Source organism: Rhodanobacter sp. A1T4 (genome assembly GCF_014207185.1).
Classification (GTDB): Bacteria; Pseudomonadota; Gammaproteobacteria; order Xanthomonadales; family Rhodanobacteraceae; genus Rhodanobacter.
The window spans coordinates 580,965-596,502 of record NZ_JACHCP010000001.1 but is presented as its reverse complement, the minus strand read 5'-3'; the positions used below and the strand labels follow the sequence as shown (position 1 = coordinate 596,502).

16 protein-coding genes are annotated in these 15,538 nt (G+C 59.7%); 5 read left to right on the top strand and 11 right to left on the bottom strand.

All coding sequences use genetic code 11. The features are described 5' to 3' along the window. Positions 1 to 125 precede the first annotated feature (125 nt). Positions 126 to 2,516, top strand: a complete 2,391-nt coding sequence (locus HDE80_RS02720; RefSeq protein ID WP_184667582.1) for a glycoside hydrolase — start codon at positions 126 to 128, stop codon at positions 2,514 to 2,516. Between the two features lie 129 nt (positions 2,517 to 2,645). Here HDE80_RS02720 and HDE80_RS02715 read toward each other — a convergent pair whose 3' ends face one another. Further along, a complete protein-coding gene (locus HDE80_RS02715) occupies positions 2,646 to 3,743 on the bottom strand; it encodes an NADH:flavin oxidoreductase/NADH oxidase (RefSeq protein ID WP_184667580.1) in 1,098 nt (365 codons plus the stop codon). Between the two features lie 55 nt (positions 3,744 to 3,798). Between HDE80_RS02715 and HDE80_RS02710 the strand changes: the two genes are divergently transcribed. After that, positions 3,799 to 4,167 carry a helix-turn-helix domain-containing protein gene (locus tag HDE80_RS02710; protein WP_255483544.1) on the top strand — a complete coding sequence of 123 codons (369 nt, stop codon included), beginning with the start codon at positions 3,799 to 3,801 and terminating at the stop codon, positions 4,165 to 4,167. Positions 4,168 to 4,216: 49 nt separating this feature from the next. Here HDE80_RS02710 and HDE80_RS02705 read toward each other — a convergent pair whose 3' ends face one another. Then, a complete protein-coding gene (locus HDE80_RS02705) occupies positions 4,217 to 4,942 on the bottom strand; it encodes a LysR substrate-binding domain-containing protein (protein WP_255483543.1) in 726 nt (241 codons plus the stop codon). Between the two features lie 48 nt (positions 4,943 to 4,990). Here HDE80_RS02705 and HDE80_RS02700 point away from each other — a divergent pair, with 48 nt between their 5' ends. After that, the gene (locus HDE80_RS02700; RefSeq protein WP_184601477.1) at positions 4,991 to 5,740 is read left to right on the top strand and encodes a DUF4865 family protein; all 750 of its coding nucleotides are present in this window, start codon (positions 4,991 to 4,993) and stop codon (positions 5,738 to 5,740) included. Next, entirely contained in the window at positions 5,737 to 6,234 is a 498-nt protein-coding gene (locus tag HDE80_RS02695) for a nuclear transport factor 2 family protein (RefSeq protein ID WP_184667574.1), read from the top strand. Before HDE80_RS02700 ends, HDE80_RS02695 begins: the two co-directional genes overlap by 4 nt. A 189-nt stretch (positions 6,235 to 6,423) precedes the next feature. On the opposite strand, the gene HDE80_RS02690 is transcribed toward HDE80_RS02695, so the two are convergent. The 8 genes from HDE80_RS02690 to HDE80_RS02655 all read right to left on the bottom strand — a co-directional run bounded on the left by HDE80_RS02690 (position 6,424) and on the right by HDE80_RS02655 (position 13,576). Further along, positions 6,424 to 6,867 (bottom strand): DUF1579 family protein, encoded by a 444-nt coding sequence (locus HDE80_RS02690; protein ID WP_345776395.1) that lies wholly within the window; start codon positions 6,865 to 6,867, stop codon positions 6,424 to 6,426. 140 nt (positions 6,868 to 7,007) lie between these two features. Then, a complete protein-coding gene (locus tag HDE80_RS02685) occupies positions 7,008 to 8,021 on the bottom strand; it encodes an NADP-dependent oxidoreductase (protein ID WP_184667570.1) in 1,014 nt (337 codons plus the stop codon). A gap of 43 nt (positions 8,022 to 8,064) precedes the next feature. After that, a complete protein-coding gene (locus tag HDE80_RS02680) occupies positions 8,065 to 8,853 on the bottom strand; it encodes an SDR family oxidoreductase (protein WP_184667569.1) in 789 nt (262 codons plus the stop codon). A gap of 35 nt (positions 8,854 to 8,888) precedes the next feature. Beyond that, entirely contained in the window at positions 8,889 to 9,719 is an 831-nt protein-coding gene (locus HDE80_RS02675; protein WP_184667567.1) for an alpha/beta fold hydrolase, read from the bottom strand. A gap of 4 nt (positions 9,720 to 9,723) precedes the next feature. Beyond that, positions 9,724 to 10,494 (bottom strand): SDR family oxidoreductase, encoded by a 771-nt coding sequence (locus HDE80_RS02670; protein ID WP_184667565.1) that lies wholly within the window; start codon positions 10,492 to 10,494, stop codon positions 9,724 to 9,726. A 68-nt stretch (positions 10,495 to 10,562) separates the two neighbouring features. After that, positions 10,563 to 11,252, bottom strand: a complete 690-nt coding sequence (locus HDE80_RS02665; RefSeq protein ID WP_184667563.1) for a histidine phosphatase family protein — start codon at positions 11,250 to 11,252, stop codon at positions 10,563 to 10,565. Positions 11,253 to 11,255: 3 nt separating this feature from the next. After that, positions 11,256 to 12,326: a phosphotransferase family protein gene (locus tag HDE80_RS02660; RefSeq protein WP_184667561.1), complete on the bottom strand. Its 1,071-nt coding sequence runs from the start codon at positions 12,324 to 12,326 to the stop codon at positions 11,256 to 11,258. Beyond that, a complete protein-coding gene (locus HDE80_RS02655) occupies positions 12,323 to 13,576 on the bottom strand; it encodes an acyl-CoA dehydrogenase family protein (RefSeq protein ID WP_184667559.1) in 1,254 nt (417 codons plus the stop codon). The genes HDE80_RS02660 and HDE80_RS02655 overlap by 4 nt, the downstream gene beginning before the upstream one ends. Positions 13,577 to 13,729: 153 nt before the next feature. On the opposite strand from HDE80_RS02655, the gene HDE80_RS02650 reads away from it, so the two are divergent. After that, entirely contained in the window at positions 13,730 to 14,656 is a 927-nt protein-coding gene (locus HDE80_RS02650; protein WP_184667557.1) for a LysR family transcriptional regulator, read from the top strand. Positions 14,657 to 14,673: 17 nt separating this feature from the next. Here the strand turns inward: HDE80_RS02650 and HDE80_RS02645 are convergent, their stop codons facing one another. Continuing rightward, positions 14,674 to 15,423 carry a hypothetical protein gene (locus tag HDE80_RS02645; protein ID WP_184667556.1) on the bottom strand — a complete coding sequence of 250 codons (750 nt, stop codon included), beginning with the start codon at positions 15,421 to 15,423 and terminating at the stop codon, positions 14,674 to 14,676. Between the last annotated feature and the right edge of the window lie 115 nt (positions 15,424 to 15,538).

Sequence of the window (15,538 nt, the reverse complement as noted above, 5' to 3'; positions counted from 1 at the left end):
AATCCACGTTCTTCGAAGTATCGAGACAGTGCAATTTGTAAAAGAATCGCGGACAGAAGCACAGCACCAATCCTTTAGCGCAGAATCAGCTTTTATGGCGGAACTCTCTTCCTATGGGGCTAATGATGATCAGGGCTTGGCTGACGTGCCTGGTGCTTCTTTGTTCAATAGTTCCACTCAGCACACTGGCTGCCGACTCTCCGACTGAAGCCATCGTTGCGCGATCAGACATAGCCATTTATCAGCCAAATATTCTTCCCTCCCAAGCCGTTGGTCTCGGCAATGGGAGGCTGGGCGCAGCGTTCTGGGCGAAGGACGGCCTGACCGTACAGCTCAATCGGGCGGACACACTGCCGTACCGGCGATCATCTGGTCAGGTGAGCTTTCCCGATCTGCAACGACTCACCAGCGACAGAAGCTTTCGCGGCCGGGTGAATCTATACGACGGTGCGTTGGAAGAAAATGGTGGCGGCGTATCGCTACGCACATGGGTCGATCATTCGGCAGATCGGGTCATCGTCGACGTACGCGGGCTGCCTCCCTCGTCTTTGCAACATATCCGCCTGCATCTATGGGAGCCAAGAAATCCGATCGCTTCCACGCAGGGCGACATGGCTGTGCTGGCAGAGACATGGCTCGATGACAAGCTACCCGGCGCCTCGAATCGGCGTTTTGGTTCGGTCGCTGCCATCGAGGTCGTTAACGGGCGCGATTCAACGGCGAGCGTCATCGACTCACGTACGGTTGAAATCACGGCTCGTCCCACGATACAGGGCGCTTTGCGAGTCATCATTGCCGCACCGGCCTTTGATGGGCATCGGGCGGCCATCGATGTCGTGCACGACGCACTCGGAGTACCCATTGATGCAAGCAGTACAACCGTTTGGTGGCACACTTTCTGGTCACATGCGCTGCTGATCCGGGCCGAATCCAGAGACGGCACGGCGCGCTATGCAGAAACCATGCGCATGCTTTATTTGTTTGCATCAGCCGCACATAACGGCGACAGCATTCCCGGATCACAGGCAGGTATAGCTGATCTGTTTTCTTCTGCCAAAGACGATCATTTTTGGGACCCTGCTGCGTTCTGGTTCTGGAATCTGCGCATGCAAGTCGGCGCCAACCTGGCAGCGGGCGTCCCGCAACTCAATGCACCGGTATTCGCGCTGTATCGCAACAACCTGGATGCTATCCATCGCTGGACACTGGAACACATGGGCGGCCGTCCCGGCATATGTGTTCCGGAAACGATGCGATTCAATGGAAAGGGCGTGGAATACGAGAGCGATGGCTTGCGGCCATTCCCCATCACCACACATAGCTGCGATCTCAGTTGGTCCGCCAGTTCGAATGCGCGCACGCTATCGAGTGGTGCGGAGATCGGCCTTTGGGTATGGCGAACCTATTTGCAGACACGTGACCTGGCGTTTCTGCATGCAAACTATCCGCTGATGGCAGAGTCTGCGCGGTTTCTGCTCAGCTATCAGAAAGACGGTAAAGATGAGCAACTGCACACCTCACCATCGAACGCCCATGAAACGCAGATGGACGTCACCGATCCAACCACCGATCTGGCAGCCATCCATGCGCTTTACCCGGCTACGATTGCCGCAGCGCAGCTGCTACAACGAGATGCTGATCTCTCGGCGCAACTGAAGACTGCGTTGCAGAAAACACCTCCGCTACCTCTGGTAGGTGCATCTATCGTCGCCTCACCTTCCGCCGACGCGTTGCCCGCAGACAAGGTGATCGCCGCCAGTTATGAACCGACTGTGCCGTACAGCAATGGCGAAAATATCGGTCTGGAACCGGTATGGCCGTACGACCTGATCGGCATCGACAGCCCGCTGTTCAAGCTCGCACAACGTACTTATGCGCTACGCCCGTTTGTCCACGCCGCGGACTGGAGTCTGGATCCCATTCAAGCCGCGCGCCTTGGGCTGGGGACCGAAGTAGCCGACGCGATTTTCCAATTGGTGCAGCTGTATCAGGTTTTTCCGAACGGCATGTCGGCCCTGGTACCCGGTGCGCCCGACGAGTTCTATATCGAGCAGTCCGGGGTGGTCGCACTCACCCTGTCAGAAGTGCTGGCCATACAGGACAACGACGGACTGATACGCGTGGGACCGGCGATACCGCCTGGGTGGACGATCGCCGGATCGACGGCACTGCAAGGCGGTGCCATCGTTGATGTGCAGGCAATTGATGGCCAGGTAACAGCTTTCAGCCTGCGTGCCGGAGAGGACTCAACGCTGCATTTCCTGACGCCGTGGGAGGGACGTAAGCTGCAGATATTTGATAACGGCAAACCGGACAAGATCATCGATGGTGGCCGATTCACTCTCGCTGCTGCCGCTGGGCACGACTATCGTTTTGAGCTGGTCGGAAGCCATGCAAAACCCGCCTTCCAAGGCGAACTGTCTGCCACTGTCAAAATACTCGGTCGGGCCAGCATCGGCTTGGGTCCACCCTGTTGCGCACCGCCCGCGGGGTACGACGGCTCATCCGATCAATGAGGTGAGACTCAACGCAAGTGTCGTGAATGTTTTGCGCCGGTCCAAGGCCGCGGCCCAGAGGGCGGAAACGCTGGTTCCGGAAAAACACCCGCCAGCCGCATCCTGCATGGAGTGATGCAAGACGTAGGATTAAGCTGCCGCGTAGCGTTCCAGCCAATGCGCGTAAGGCGCCGGCAGCGTCCATGACGGACGTTCGATACCCAATGCGCGCGCGGCCTGGTACGGCCAGTGAGGATCGGCCAGATGCGCGCGGCCAACCATGACGAGATCGAGCTGACCGTCCTGAAGGACACGCTCGGCAAGTTCGGGTGTGCCGATGCCCCATGCCGAAGAAACAGGAAGATTCGCTTCACGACGAATCCGCTCTGCGATCGGCGCAAGGAACGCAGGTGCCCAGGGAATATTGGCCGAGGGTGTGGAGAAGCCGACACTGACACTGAGCATGTCCAGCCCACCCTGCTTGAAGCCTTTCGCCAGCTCGATGGATTCAGCCAGCGTCTCGTCGTCCCGTCCGTCGTACTCGATCACGCCAAAGCGGGCCGTGAGCGGCAGATATCCAGGCCATACTTCCCTCACCGCAGCCAGCGTTTCAAGCAGAAAGCGGCTGCGATTTTCCAGGCTGCCACCATAAATGTCATCGCGCTGGTTGGAGTGCACGGAGAAGAAGCTTTGGCCCAGGTAGCCATGCGCGAAATGCAGCTCCAGCCATTCGAAGCCGGCATCGCGGGCACGCTTGGCTGCCGCGACGAAATCCGCACGTACGCGTGCAATGTCTTGCAGCGTCATGGCCTTTGGAACCTTCGGCAAATTGCCACCGAAGGCAATCGCCGAAGGCGCGATAGTCTCCCAGCCGCGCGGATCGTCAGCAACGATATGATCGTCTCCCTCCCAAGGCCGATTCGCGCTGGCTTTGCGGCCGGCGTGAGCGATCTGGATGCCAGGCACGGCACCGCCAGCCTTGATCGCCTCGACGACCGGTACAAACGCTCGCGCCTGCTCGTCGGTCCAGATGCCTGTGCATCCAGGGGTAATACGCCCCTCCGGTGAAACTGCTGTTGCTTCCACGATCACCAGACCGGCGCCGCCGCGCGCCAGCCCCGTCAGGTGCGCGCGATGCCAGTCGTTGATCAACCCGTCTTCGGCCGAGTATTGGCACATGGGCGGCACGGCAATGCGATTGCGCAAGGTGACGTCCTTGAGCTTGAACGGTTCGAACAATGAAGGCATCTGGAGGCTCCGAAAGTAATCTACGAATGTTCGATAATAGTCGAACTATCGAGTAATGGTCAAAAGCCGTACCATTTACCTTATGCGTCCGTACAAACACCCTACTGCTGACCAGTTCACGCTTGAGCGGATTTTTCACGCGCTCAGCGATCCCGCCCGACTGGAGATCGTTCGGCATCTGGCGCGCGTGGAAGCAGCCACCTGTGGGGAATTGGACGGGGGCCGCCCCAAGTCGAGCATGTCTCACCACTTCCGTATCCTGCGCGACGCAGGGCTGGTGCACACGCGCGCGGCCGGTGCTATCCACCAGAACACACTACGTCTTGCGGACCTGAATACCCGTTTTCCAGGATTGTTGAAAGCGATCCTCGCGCAGGCCCCCGAAAGCGGAATGGTTACCGCTGAGCGAAAACACAGTCTCTGATTCAGATGGCCGACGGAAGTGTGTTTAAGCGCACGCTGTTGTGCGAGCCTCAGAGAACAGGACTGTCGACGGCGTTGACCATCAGGCCAGCCAGGTCTTCGATGGCCATGTCGCCGCGAGTTGACGAACGAACGAGATGCAGCGGCGCTGCATTTAGTTTTGGAAGGCCAAACCGGCCGTCGAGACAAGCAACGCCGTCAGGGATATGGATCGCCGTGCGAGCCACCAAGCCGAGTCCCGCTTTCGCCGCGGCCCAGAGAGCAGAGACACTGGTACCGGACAAAACGATCCGCCAGCTACATCCGGCACGGTCAAGCGCATCAATGGCGCTCTGGCGAAACATACAAGGCTGCTCAAGCACGAGTAGCGGAAGCGGTTCGCGCTCGGGAAACTCCCATGTCGCGTTCGCGTACCAGTACACAGGAAGCGTGGCGATCAATTGACTACTCAGTCCGCCGTCATCGCCGAAGGTCAGAGCGAGGTCCAACGCGCCGTTTCGCAGAAGTTGCAGGAGGCGGTCGCTCTGCCCGACAAGAATATCGAGCTGCACCTTGGGATGTGCCGACGTGAACAGCGCGAGCGTTTGCGGCAGCCAGCTGTCCGCAAAGTCCTGCGGAACGCCAAGGCGAACTTTCCCGTGCAGCCCGGTACCACGGACTGTCAAAACGGCCTCGTCATTGAGTTCCAGCATCCGTCGCGCAAAGCCAAGCAGCTGTTCGCCCGACTCCGTTAGCTCCTGGCGTCGGCCGTTTTTTCGAAACAGCGGCTTCCCCAATCGTTCCTCCAGCGCACGCATCTGAATACTGACGGCGGATGGCGATCGATGGAGAAGCTCTGCGGCGCGGCCGAAACCGTCAAGGTCAACCGCTGCAACGAGCGTGCGCAGGGCGGCCAGATCAAGAATCATCGTTTAGCAAACCTCATCAATGACTTTAAAACCGCTCACTTTTATGGCGCAGCGGAACTGCACAGACTAGACCCTAGTTCAGCGGTCACGGAAGCCATTATGTTGCTAATGCAGTACCGATTCGATTTGGACAATGATCACGATATGGCCGCTCTACGTGAGCGAATTGCGGTGATCGGCTCCGGCTTCAATTCGCTCGACGGCCTAGTGCAAAAGGCTTTCCTCGTATCAAGTGTCACGCAAGGACGCCCCAATCGATACTCGCCGTTCTATGTCTGGCAGAACGCCGAAGCCATGCGTGCCTTCCTGCTCTCGGATGCATTCGCCCGCGTCTGTGCCAAGTATGGTCGCCCTGAGGTACCCACATGGATCGCCATCCATTCCAAAATGGGCGACCCATCCAAGCTACCGCAACACGCCACCCAGGAGTTCATATCGGTAGATCCGTCCACCGATCTCATGACGCTCATTTTGGATGAGCGTGTCAGGGCAGATGCCGCAGGACATGAGGCGGCTTTGCACTCGATCCATATCGGACTCGATACGACGACATGGCAACTGATCCGCACCTGCTTTTGGCATCAATCTCCCGACACCAAACCGGACGTGGACACCTACGACGTGGAATACCTCGCCTTCCCCCGCAACGAGTGCCGCAACCCATGAAACCAATCCCTGCCTATCTCAGCATCCTGGCAATCAGTCTGATCGGAGCGAACCTGACCGTGGCGTCTTCTCCCGTGCCCGTCAGTTCAACCGACAATGCCGACCGGCAGGCGATCGAGGCATTGCTGGGGAACTACACCCGCTGTTTGACGGAGCGCGACGAGGCCGGTTTCCGGGCCCTACTTCTCGACGAGGAGATTCCATTTACCTCAGTGCAAGAGTCGACAGCTCCAGAGAAATCAGCAGACCTTCGTCATTACGAAAACTTTCGCCAGGCCGTCTTTGGCGGTAGTCAGCGGTATCGGCAAACGTTCTATAACGTCCGCATCGACCAGCATGGCCCGCTGGCCCAGGTCTCGCTCAACTTCCTGACTGAGCCGGTTACCCGTGATGGCAAGTCGTCGAAGTCTTTGCCTGGATGGAAAGTGCTGCAACTCCTGAAGATTGGCGATCGCTGGAAAATCGCCAGCGAGCTCTACACGTTCGAGGGTTAGCCGGCAAATGCCCTACAACGGCGCCAGCCAGTCACCTCGACTGGGCAACACCGTATTGCCAGGACCAAGCTGTGCTTGACTGCTGAATCTTGCATTGGCAAGTTGGGATGCACGAACGCGAACCTGGACATCTCAGTTGTCCTGCGTAGCCCAGTCCGCGTTCGACGAGCAGCTATCGAGAAGCAGCCACTATGACTTCCGCCGATACGTCCCCGTCAGCACCGGCTCCCAGTTGACGCCACCATCGAATGAGCTTTCCAGTGTCAGCTCATAGCTGCCATCTTCATGCAGCGCATAAATGTGCCGTGTCTGCCCGCGCAGCGAACTGCGCAGAAAGGACAACCGGTGGCCATCCCATTGCCCAGGCGCCGGCTCGGTCGGAACGAAGCCATAACTGTCGAACCAATACAAACTGTATTGATCGTGCGCCTGGCCCGCCACGAAAACCGCGTGCGCTGCCAGCGACGGTTTCCCTTCGCGTTCCTCGCGATAATCTTGTACCAACACGTTGCCACCCAGCACCAAGCGGGATTCCACCGCGCTGGCCGCCACCCCACCTGGACCCCAGCGCGTCTGCGCAATCTGTTCCTCGCCCGTCCATTCGCCGGCGAGTGCCTGCAAGACCTCTGACACCATTCTTCCTCCTTCAGCGATGCTTCGGACATCACATGTGCCGAAGCGACAGGCTTACACCATTGCGGTCAAAACCACGCCTCTATTCGATCAGGCAGCGATCGCGGGACAAATCAAGTAAGCCATTAAACCGCGAGTAATCAAACGTCCGAAGCCACCTTCAACAACAGCTTGCCCTTGTGGCTGCCGTCAAACAGTCGGTTGAGTACGACCGGCGCGTTCTCCAGACCATCGGCGACGGTTTCCTCAGCTTTGAGTTTGCCTTCGCGAATCCAGCCAGCAAGCGCATGGACGGCTTCCTTGGTTTTCGTGTAATCGAGAATCAGGAAACCTCGGACGATCAAGCGCTTCATCACGATCACGCCGAAATTGTCGCCGGGGCGACCGTCACTGTTATAGCCGGAGATCAGGCCGCACAGGGCCACGCGACCACCGATAACCATGCGTGACAACACGCTGGCCATGATCTCGCCACCCACGTTTTCGAAGTTGACGTGGATACCGTCAGGCGTGGCTTCTTTCAGCACCTGCTTCCAGCCCTCGGCCTTGTAGTCGACGGCGGCATCGAAGCCAAGCTCATCGACCAGATAACGGCATTTGTCCGCGCCACCGGCGATGCCGACCACACGTGCGCCCATGATCTTGCCGATCTGCCCGGCGATGGAACCGACGGAACCCGCCGCTGCCGACACGACCATCGTTTCGCCGGCCTGCACCGGCGCGATATCGGTCATGCCGTAATACGCGGTCACGCCGCTCATACCGCAGGCACCAAGCAGGGTCGGCAGCGGAATACCCGGGTCGGCAGGCAGGCGCACATAGCCCTTGGCGCTGTCATGGAAGACCAGAAAATCCTGCCAGCCGGTGATGCCTTGCACCAGATCGCCCTCGCTGTAGTGCGAGGAACGCGACTTCACTACGCGGCCGATGCCAAGCCCGCGCATCACTTCGCCAATGGCCACCGGCGGCATGTACTGCGGGATATCACGCATCCACACGCGGTTGGTCGGGTCCATCGAGATGTACAGCACACGGACCTGTACCTCGCCGTCTTTCAGCTCGTCGAGCGACTGCTCGACCAGGTCGAAATTTTCGCGCTGCACGAGTCCCTCGGGGCGGGTTTTCAGGCGGAGCTGGCGGTTCATCGTGGACATGGGGATTACCTGTGTGGTGAATGGAGTAAACGCGGTGCGCTATTCAAACCGCTGAGGCACCACCGTCGATGCGGAACTCGGCGGCAGTGATATAGCGGCTTTCGTTGGAGGCGAGATACAGCACGGCATAGGCAACATCATCGACTTCGCCGAGCCGGCGCAAAGGCACGCCACGGGTGAGTTTCTTGATCGCTTCTTCCTCGCCAAGCTGCTCGAAGAACGGCTCGACGATGCCGGTACGGATAAACGATGGATGGATCGAGTTGCAGCGCACGTCCATCTTCTGGCGCGCACAGTCGAGCGCCACCGACTTGCTCAGCGATGCCACCGCCGCCTTGGATGCGTTGTAGACGGTGTAGTCGGGATCGATCTTGTACGCCGCCATCGATGAGATATTGATGATCGAGCCGGGCTGATGCTGGCGTAGCAGCGGCAGCGCGTACTTGCAGCCGAGGTAGACGGCATCGACGTTGACGCCCATCACCCGGTGCCACTCTTTCGGCTGCAGCGTTTCCACGCCGCCGATCGCGCCGATACCGGCGTTATTGACCAGCACCGAGATGCCGTCCATCGATGAGTCAGCCTCGGCCAGTGCGCTTTGCCAGCGCTCTTCGTCGCGTACGTTCTGCGCAGCGGACCATGCCACGGTCTTGCCGTGCTCGGCATTGATGGCAGTGGCGACGGCGTACACCGCTTCCTCGTTGATATCGGTGAGAAAAACCTTGGCGCCGTGTCGTGCCAACAGGTGCGCCATCGCCGCACCAAGACCACCGGCTGCACCGGTGATAAAAGCCTTTTTCCCGGCAACGCGTTGTTCAATAAAAGATGTCATTAGGTTCCTTGATCTGGATGCGCATCAGAATTCGATCAACCAGCCGGCAGTTGCGCGCGGCTCAAAAAGTCATCGATGATTTCATCGACGATTCGGGGACATTCCAGCCCAGCGAGATGGGCCACGCCGGTAACCACACGAAACTCCGCACCGGGTATCGCCGCGGCCATGGCGCGGGTTTCTTCCACCGGGAAGGTACGATCTTCAGCGCCTGCAAGAACCAGCACTGGCGTGCGGATCGTTCTGAACAAATCAATCTGACTGGGACGCTTCGGTACAACGCTGCGAATAGCCCAGTGCACCGAACGTCCATTGACGCGCGCGACCGCCTCGCGGATGGCAAGAATGACTTCCGGACGTTCATGCTCCGTCGTCGGACCTGCAAAAGCACGCAGCGGCAAAAAAGATAGCCAGGGCGGTATACCACCGAGTGTACGAACAAGCCGCACAAGTACCGCGTACTCGATCTTCTGGCGGAGGCCTGCCGCTGAGCCCGTGCAATTCATCAGCACGGCCGCACCCACACGATCAGGGTGAAGCGCCACAAATGTGCCGCCAATCATCCCGCCCCATGAGTTGCCGACGAAGTGGGCACGCGTGATGTTCAAAGCGTCCAGTATCTGCTCAATGCACCGAGCACATTCTTCGAAAGTGAAGGTTCGCTGCAGGGCTTCGCTATCCCCATGTCCTGGCGGATCGATCAAAACCACCTGGAAGCGGTCCTTGAAATGCTCGGCCTGTGCGGCCCACATCTGCGCACTCATCAACAGACTCGGCCAGAATAGAATCGCTGGCCCGGCGCCGTCCACGGTCACCCGTAGCCGCCCGAGACAAGTGGAGACATCCCTACTCTGGAAGGAGGTCATCGGATCAGACCGACAGGTAACCGCCATCCACATTCAGAATGGCGCCGGTGGTGTAGGACGCCGCCGCTGAGGCGAGATACAGCACCGCACCAGCCATTTCGGATGGCTGTGCCACGCGGCGCATCGGCACGTGCGCCATCGCCTGCTTGAGGATCGCCGGTGTATTGACCAACACCGAGGCAAACTTGGTATCGGTCAGGCCCGGCAATAGTGCGTTGCAGCGCACGCCGCCTTCGGCGCACTCCACCGCGAACGCCTTGGTCATCGAAATTACCGCGGCCTTGGTGATCGAATAGATGCCCTGCAGATGGCCAGGCACCACGCCGTTGATCGAGGCGACGTTGACGATCGATCCGCTGCCGTTCTTCATCATCAGCCTGGCGCCGTGCGTGCACATGTAGAAATAGCCGCGAATGTTCACGTCGACGGTCTTCTGGAAAATCGACGGCTCGGTATCCAGAATGCTGCCAAAGTACGGATTCGTCGCCGCGTTGTTGACCAGTACATCGAGACGCCCGTGCTTTTCTTCAATCGCGGCGAACAGCGCCGTGATCTGATCCATCTCGCCGATATGGCAGGCCATCGCCTCGGCCGAACCACCGGCGGCCACGATCTGATCGACCACTGTCTGGCAATCTGCCTGGCGTCGGCTGGAGACGATGGCATGCGCACCCTGTGCGGCCAGCAGCTTGACGATTTCCTCGCCGATACCACGGCTGGCTCCGGTGACGAGGGCGATCTTGCCGGAGAGGTCGAACAGTTCGGTGGCGCTCATGAGCAGGTGTCCTTGCGGTTGAAATATATTGTTTGGTGTCCGGACGTCTATCTGAATATCTGATGCGACTATCGATACGTGACCAGATCCCTGGAATCGGCACCTTCGAGATGCGGCCAACTGTTATAGCTGATCAAACTATGACGTTGCGCTCCGATGGAAATGCGACTGGTCGACGTGTTGGCCAGCGGCCAGCTCAGCGCAAAGGTATCCGCTGCGGGTGCGCCGACCAGCGCATTGATGATGACGGCGATCGGACCGCCTGAAGTGAATGCCCAAATGGTGCGCGCATCCTGTGCGGCCAGTGTTTGCAAGCCTTCCATCACGGCGCCGCGAAACGCCGCCCAACTGCGCCCGTACTCGTGATCGAATTCACCACTCGTCCAGCGGGCGACGGCCTCGGCAAACATGCGCTGGAACGCGCGGTGCGGATCGTCGAGTCGCGCCAGCTCGGCCAGCAGCGCTTCGTGCGAAGCGAGGTCCGGACGATGGCGCGCCAGCACCTCTTCATGCTCGAACTCGTCGAGTCCGGTGATCGTGATGCGCGGCGCTGTAACACCGGCTGCCTCGACGCAAAGATCGGCCGTGTGCGCGTGCCGACGCAGCGGTCCCACGACCACGAGATCGGGCACCTTGCCGGCCTGCTTCAGCCAGCGGCCCAACCGACGCGACTGCTCTTCACCCAGCGGCGACAGCCGATCGTAATCAACGGTGCCGAAGCTGGCCTGGCCGTGACGAATAAGCAGCACATTCGCCATACTTCAGAGACTCGATGCGGCGATGAGCTTGCGACAGCGCTGGCTCATATAGGCGACGGCCTGGCCGAAGCCGGCGAACTGCGGATTGGTGGTCTGGCCGAGCACGAAGCGGCGATAGATCTGCTGGATGATTACCGTGACGCGGAACAGGCCGAACACTTCGTAGTACTCGAAGTTGTCCACGTTCCAGCCGGTGCGCTCGCCGTAATACTCCACCAGTTCGCGCCGTGTGAGCATGCCCGGCGCGTTGGTGGGCTGGCGCCGGAACGACTGAAATACCGGGTCGTCATCGGCCTCTATCCAGTAGCCCAGTGAGCAGCCCAGATCCATCAGCGGGTCGCCCAACGTGCTCAGTTCCCAGTCCAACACGCCGACGATATCCAGCGGGTGTTCGGGATCGAGTACGACGTTGTCGAAACGGTAATCGTTGTGGATGACGCAGATGGCGGTTTCGCGTGCTGGCTGCTTTTCAGCGAGCCAGGCGAGTATGTCTTCGCAAGGGTCGGTGTCCTCGTTCAGGGCCTTGCGCCAGCGATCGCTCCAGCCACTGATCTGCCGCGCGATATAGCCTTCACCCTTGCCCAGACTGGCCAGCTCAGGCTGTGAAGCATCGACCTGATGCAGCTCTACCAGCCGATCGATAAAGCCTTTACACAGCCGGCGCACGCCATCGGTATCCAGACCAAACTCCACCGGCAGGTCACGGCGCAGGATGATGCCGCGCAGGCGTTCCATCACGTAGAAATCGTAGCCCAGCGTTGTCTGATCATCACTGATCGCCAGGATGGTCGGCACCCGCGGATAGTGCGGCTTCAGCGCCGCCATGACGCGCGCCTCGCGCAACATGTCATGCGCGGATTTGGCCTTCACTCCTGCTGGCGGACGGCGCAGCACCAGCTCGCGTTCGCCGTACTTGATGAGATAGGTCAGGTTGGACGCGCCACCGGGAAACTGCGAGATCGACAGCTCGCCGTGCAAGCCGTCGATGTGCTGCTTGAGAAACGCGTCAACCTTGCCGATATCCAGCTGGTCTTCGTCGCGCACGCCGCGTGCCTGGTCGACCGCCGCCGTCATGACCGGCTCTCCGATGATGAATGCCTTCCGGCCATCGCTGCACCCTGCGCACGCATTTCCAGCTTGGCGATCAGGCCGCGGTGCACTTCATCGGGACCATCGGCGAGGCGCAGGATGCGCGCATTGGCGAACAGGGCGGTAATCGGGAAATCGTTCGACAGGCCGGCTGCACCGTGGATCTGGATGGCGGCATCGGCGGCCTTTTGCGCCAGGTTCGGCACAATCACCTTGATCTGCGATATCTCGCTCATCGCCGCCTTGACGCCTTGCGTATCGATCAACCACGCCGCTTTCAGCGTCAACAAACGCGCCTGTTCGATCGCCATGCGCAGATCGGCCACGATATCCTTGTTGCCGCCCAGCTCGATCAACGGCTTGCCGAACGCCACACGCGTGCTGGCACGCTCGCACAGCAGCGAAAGTGCGCGCTCGGATGCACCGATCGCGCGCATGCAGTGGTGGATGCGGCCCGGCCCAAGGCGACCCTGCGCGATCTCGAAGCCGCGACCGGTGCCGAGAATCACGTGATCCAACGGTAGCCGCACATTCGTGAAGCTGACCTCGCCATGGCCGGACGGCTCGTCATAGGCGTGGAACACCGGCAGCATGCGCTCAACTTTCACACCTGGCGCATCGAGTGGGCAGACCACCATCGTATGGCGCTGGTGCGGCGGCGCATCGGGATGGCTTAGGCCCATGAAAATGACCACACGGCAGTGCGGATGGCCGATACCGGTCGACCACCATTTACGTCCATTGAGCACGATATGGTCGCCGTCAATCGTCGCCGTCGCCTGCATATTGGTGGCATCGGAAGAGGCTACATCCGGCTCGGTCATGCAGAAGGCGGAGCGGATCTCGCCATCGAGCAAGGGTTTCAGCCAGCGCGATTTGTGCATGTCCGAACCGTAACGCAGCAGCACCTCCATATTGCCGGTGTCCGGCGCACCGCAGTTGAAGATTTCCGGCGCAATAAACGAGTGACCCATGATCTCGGCCAACGGCGCGTAGTCAACGTTGCTGAGGCCGGCGCCGTACTCGGGCTCGGAGAGAAACAGGTTCCACAGGCCGGCCTCTTTCGCCTTGGCCTTGAGCGTCTCCATCACCGCAGGCTGTCGCCACTGGTGCCAGTCGCCACTGCCGGTCAACGCATTGGCGACGATGCTTTCGGCGGGGCCGACCTCGTCGCGCATGAAGCGATTGAGCGCCTCGGCCAGCGCGCGCGAACGCTCGGAATGTGCGAAATCCATCAAGCTTCTCCTGCCAACCTGCGTAAGTTATCGGCCAAGCGTACGCCGGTCGGCATCAATCAGTGATATGAATATCTTTTATGTCCATCCATCAGCTCAGTTAATATGTTGGCTCGTGCAATGCAGCATGCCTGGATATCTCGCGAGCCACCGATGAATCGTCCCGACCTGCGGATGGATCTGAACTTGTTTCGGGTACTGGATGCCATCCATACCCATGGCGGCATCAGCGCGGCGGCGCGCGCGTTGCATCTCACGCAGCCGGCGATCACCCATTCGCTCAACCGGCTGCGTGAGCTGTTCGGTGATCCGTTATTCGTGCGTCAGGGGAATCGGGTAGTGCCTACGCACAAGGCGCGCAGCGTGATGGCCGAAGTGCAACTCCACCTACGCGGATTGCAGGCCACGACGCAGATGCACGCGACCTTTCGCGCCGATGAGCTGGACATGACCTTCACCGTCGGCTTTCGCGACGTGCTGGAGTCCATCGTGTTTCCGTCGCTGCTGGCGCAGATCGCCACGCACGCGCCCAACGTCTTGATTGTCAGCCGCCGCATACCCGCCACGAATGTTGATCGCGAACTCAGCGCGGGCACGATTGATCTGGTCGTCGACCGGCGTCTGCAAGCGGGTTCGCGCATTTGCAGCCAGCATCTGCTGGACGAGTCGATGGTGGTGGCGACACGCAAAGGCCATCCTTTAACGGTCGGCGTGCTGCGCAAGAGTGACTATCTTGGCGCGCGACATGTCTCCGTCTCGCAACTGGGTGAAGCCGTGCCGCTCGATGTGCTGATGGCCCAGGACGGTCGGTCGCGTGATGTACGGCTGGTGTGCCAGCACTACTTTTCCGCCTGCCAGATCGCCTCGACCAGCGACCTCCTGCTGACTATGCCGAGCTCCTACGCCGACAGTTTCTCGCGACTACTACCGATCACGATTCATCCCCTGCCGATCAAGCTCAAACCGATTCCGATACTCGCTTACTGGCATCAATCAAAAACCGACGATCGGGCGCACCAATGGTTTCGTGAACTGGTGATCGCAACGATCAGCAGCTCATCGGAATTCCGTGACCGCTGACGAATGCACTTCGCGACTTATGAACCGTTGCCGGCTTTCGCCGGCAGCGGCTGACCGTTTCGGGTTTGTACCTGCTGCAACGGCTCGACCGTGACGTGACCGTGCCAGTCCTCGAAAACATCGGCGGCCTTTTTATCGACCTGCTCGGCGACCACGGTCGTCGGCGGACATTGCGACGCCTGATCCGGACCTATCGAACTACCAGCCAGATCAGCGGCATCAAACATGCCCTGCATGCAGTAGTTTGATCCGACACCTTTATCTCGCAGCATGCGCATGCCATCGCGATAGCGCTCTTCGGCGCGGTTAGCCGCAGTGGCATCGGCATAGGTTGGCCGCAAACTTTGCAGCAGCTTCTCTGAAGCGGCGATCTCCCGCGGTGACATGTGCTTTCGCAGCGTCGCATAAGCCTCACTGAAGCGTTCGGTATGACGCTCGGCCGACAACTCTATCCAGGCCAGCGCCAACGGCCGATTCACCGGCTGATGATCGCCATTCAATGCCATCACGCCGAGCACGTACTGCGCCGGCTTGCTGGCCCAGGATGCTGCGGTCTGGAAAAACTTCTGTGCTTCGCCGTAGTTCTGCTCGCCGTAACTCTGCGAGGCAAGGCAGTAGTAGTAATCGGCGGGAAGAAATTTCTCCAGACCGATGATGCAACGCGCGCTCGCCAGTTGCGCATCCGTGACTGGTGGCTTTTCCGCATCCTGTGCGCCAGCTGCGCCAATCAAACCGAAGGCAAGCACGCCAATACTCACCCATGCCATCAGGATTTTTCCGGCCTTGCTACTTCCATATCTGCACGACATCACCGCTCCCCTCTTCTTTATCATTGGATTTCGACGATTGGATCCAACCAGCCTGCCACGTTATCGGAGCATG

Coding starts and splice junctions, on each gene's coding strand:
- HDE80_RS02720 (WP_184667582.1), top strand. CDS start 126: ATGATCAGGGCTTGGCTGACGTGCCTGGTGCTTCTTTGTTCAATAGTT.
- HDE80_RS02715 (WP_184667580.1), bottom strand. CDS start 3,743: ATGCCTTCATTGTTCGAACCGTTCAAGCTCAAGGACGTCACCTTGCGC.
- HDE80_RS02710 (WP_255483544.1), top strand. CDS start 3,799: ATGGTCAAAAGCCGTACCATTTACCTTATGCGTCCGTACAAACACCCT.
- HDE80_RS02700 (WP_184601477.1), top strand. CDS start 4,991: ATGGAGAAGCTCTGCGGCGCGGCCGAAACCGTCAAGGTCAACCGCTGC.
- HDE80_RS02695 (WP_184667574.1), top strand. CDS start 5,737: ATGAAACCAATCCCTGCCTATCTCAGCATCCTGGCAATCAGTCTGATC.
- HDE80_RS02685 (WP_184667570.1), bottom strand. CDS start 8,021: ATGTCCACGATGAACCGCCAGCTCCGCCTGAAAACCCGCCCCGAGGGA.
- HDE80_RS02680 (WP_184667569.1), bottom strand. CDS start 8,853: ATGACATCTTTTATTGAACAACGCGTTGCCGGGAAAAAGGCTTTTATC.
- HDE80_RS02675 (WP_184667567.1), bottom strand. CDS start 9,719: ATGACCTCCTTCCAGAGTAGGGATGTCTCCACTTGTCTCGGGCGGCTA.
- HDE80_RS02670 (WP_184667565.1), bottom strand. CDS start 10,494: ATGAGCGCCACCGAACTGTTCGACCTCTCCGGCAAGATCGCCCTCGTC.
- HDE80_RS02665 (WP_184667563.1), bottom strand. CDS start 11,252: ATGGCGAATGTGCTGCTTATTCGTCACGGCCAGGCCAGCTTCGGCACC.
- HDE80_RS02660 (WP_184667561.1), bottom strand. CDS start 12,326: ATGACGGCGGCGGTCGACCAGGCACGCGGCGTGCGCGACGAAGACCAG.
- HDE80_RS02655 (WP_184667559.1), bottom strand. CDS start 13,576: ATGGATTTCGCACATTCCGAGCGTTCGCGCGCGCTGGCCGAGGCGCTC.
- HDE80_RS02650 (WP_184667557.1), top strand. CDS start 13,730: ATGAATCGTCCCGACCTGCGGATGGATCTGAACTTGTTTCGGGTACTG.
- HDE80_RS02645 (WP_184667556.1), bottom strand. CDS start 15,423: ATGGCATGGGTGAGTATTGGCGTGCTTGCCTTCGGTTTGATTGGCGCA.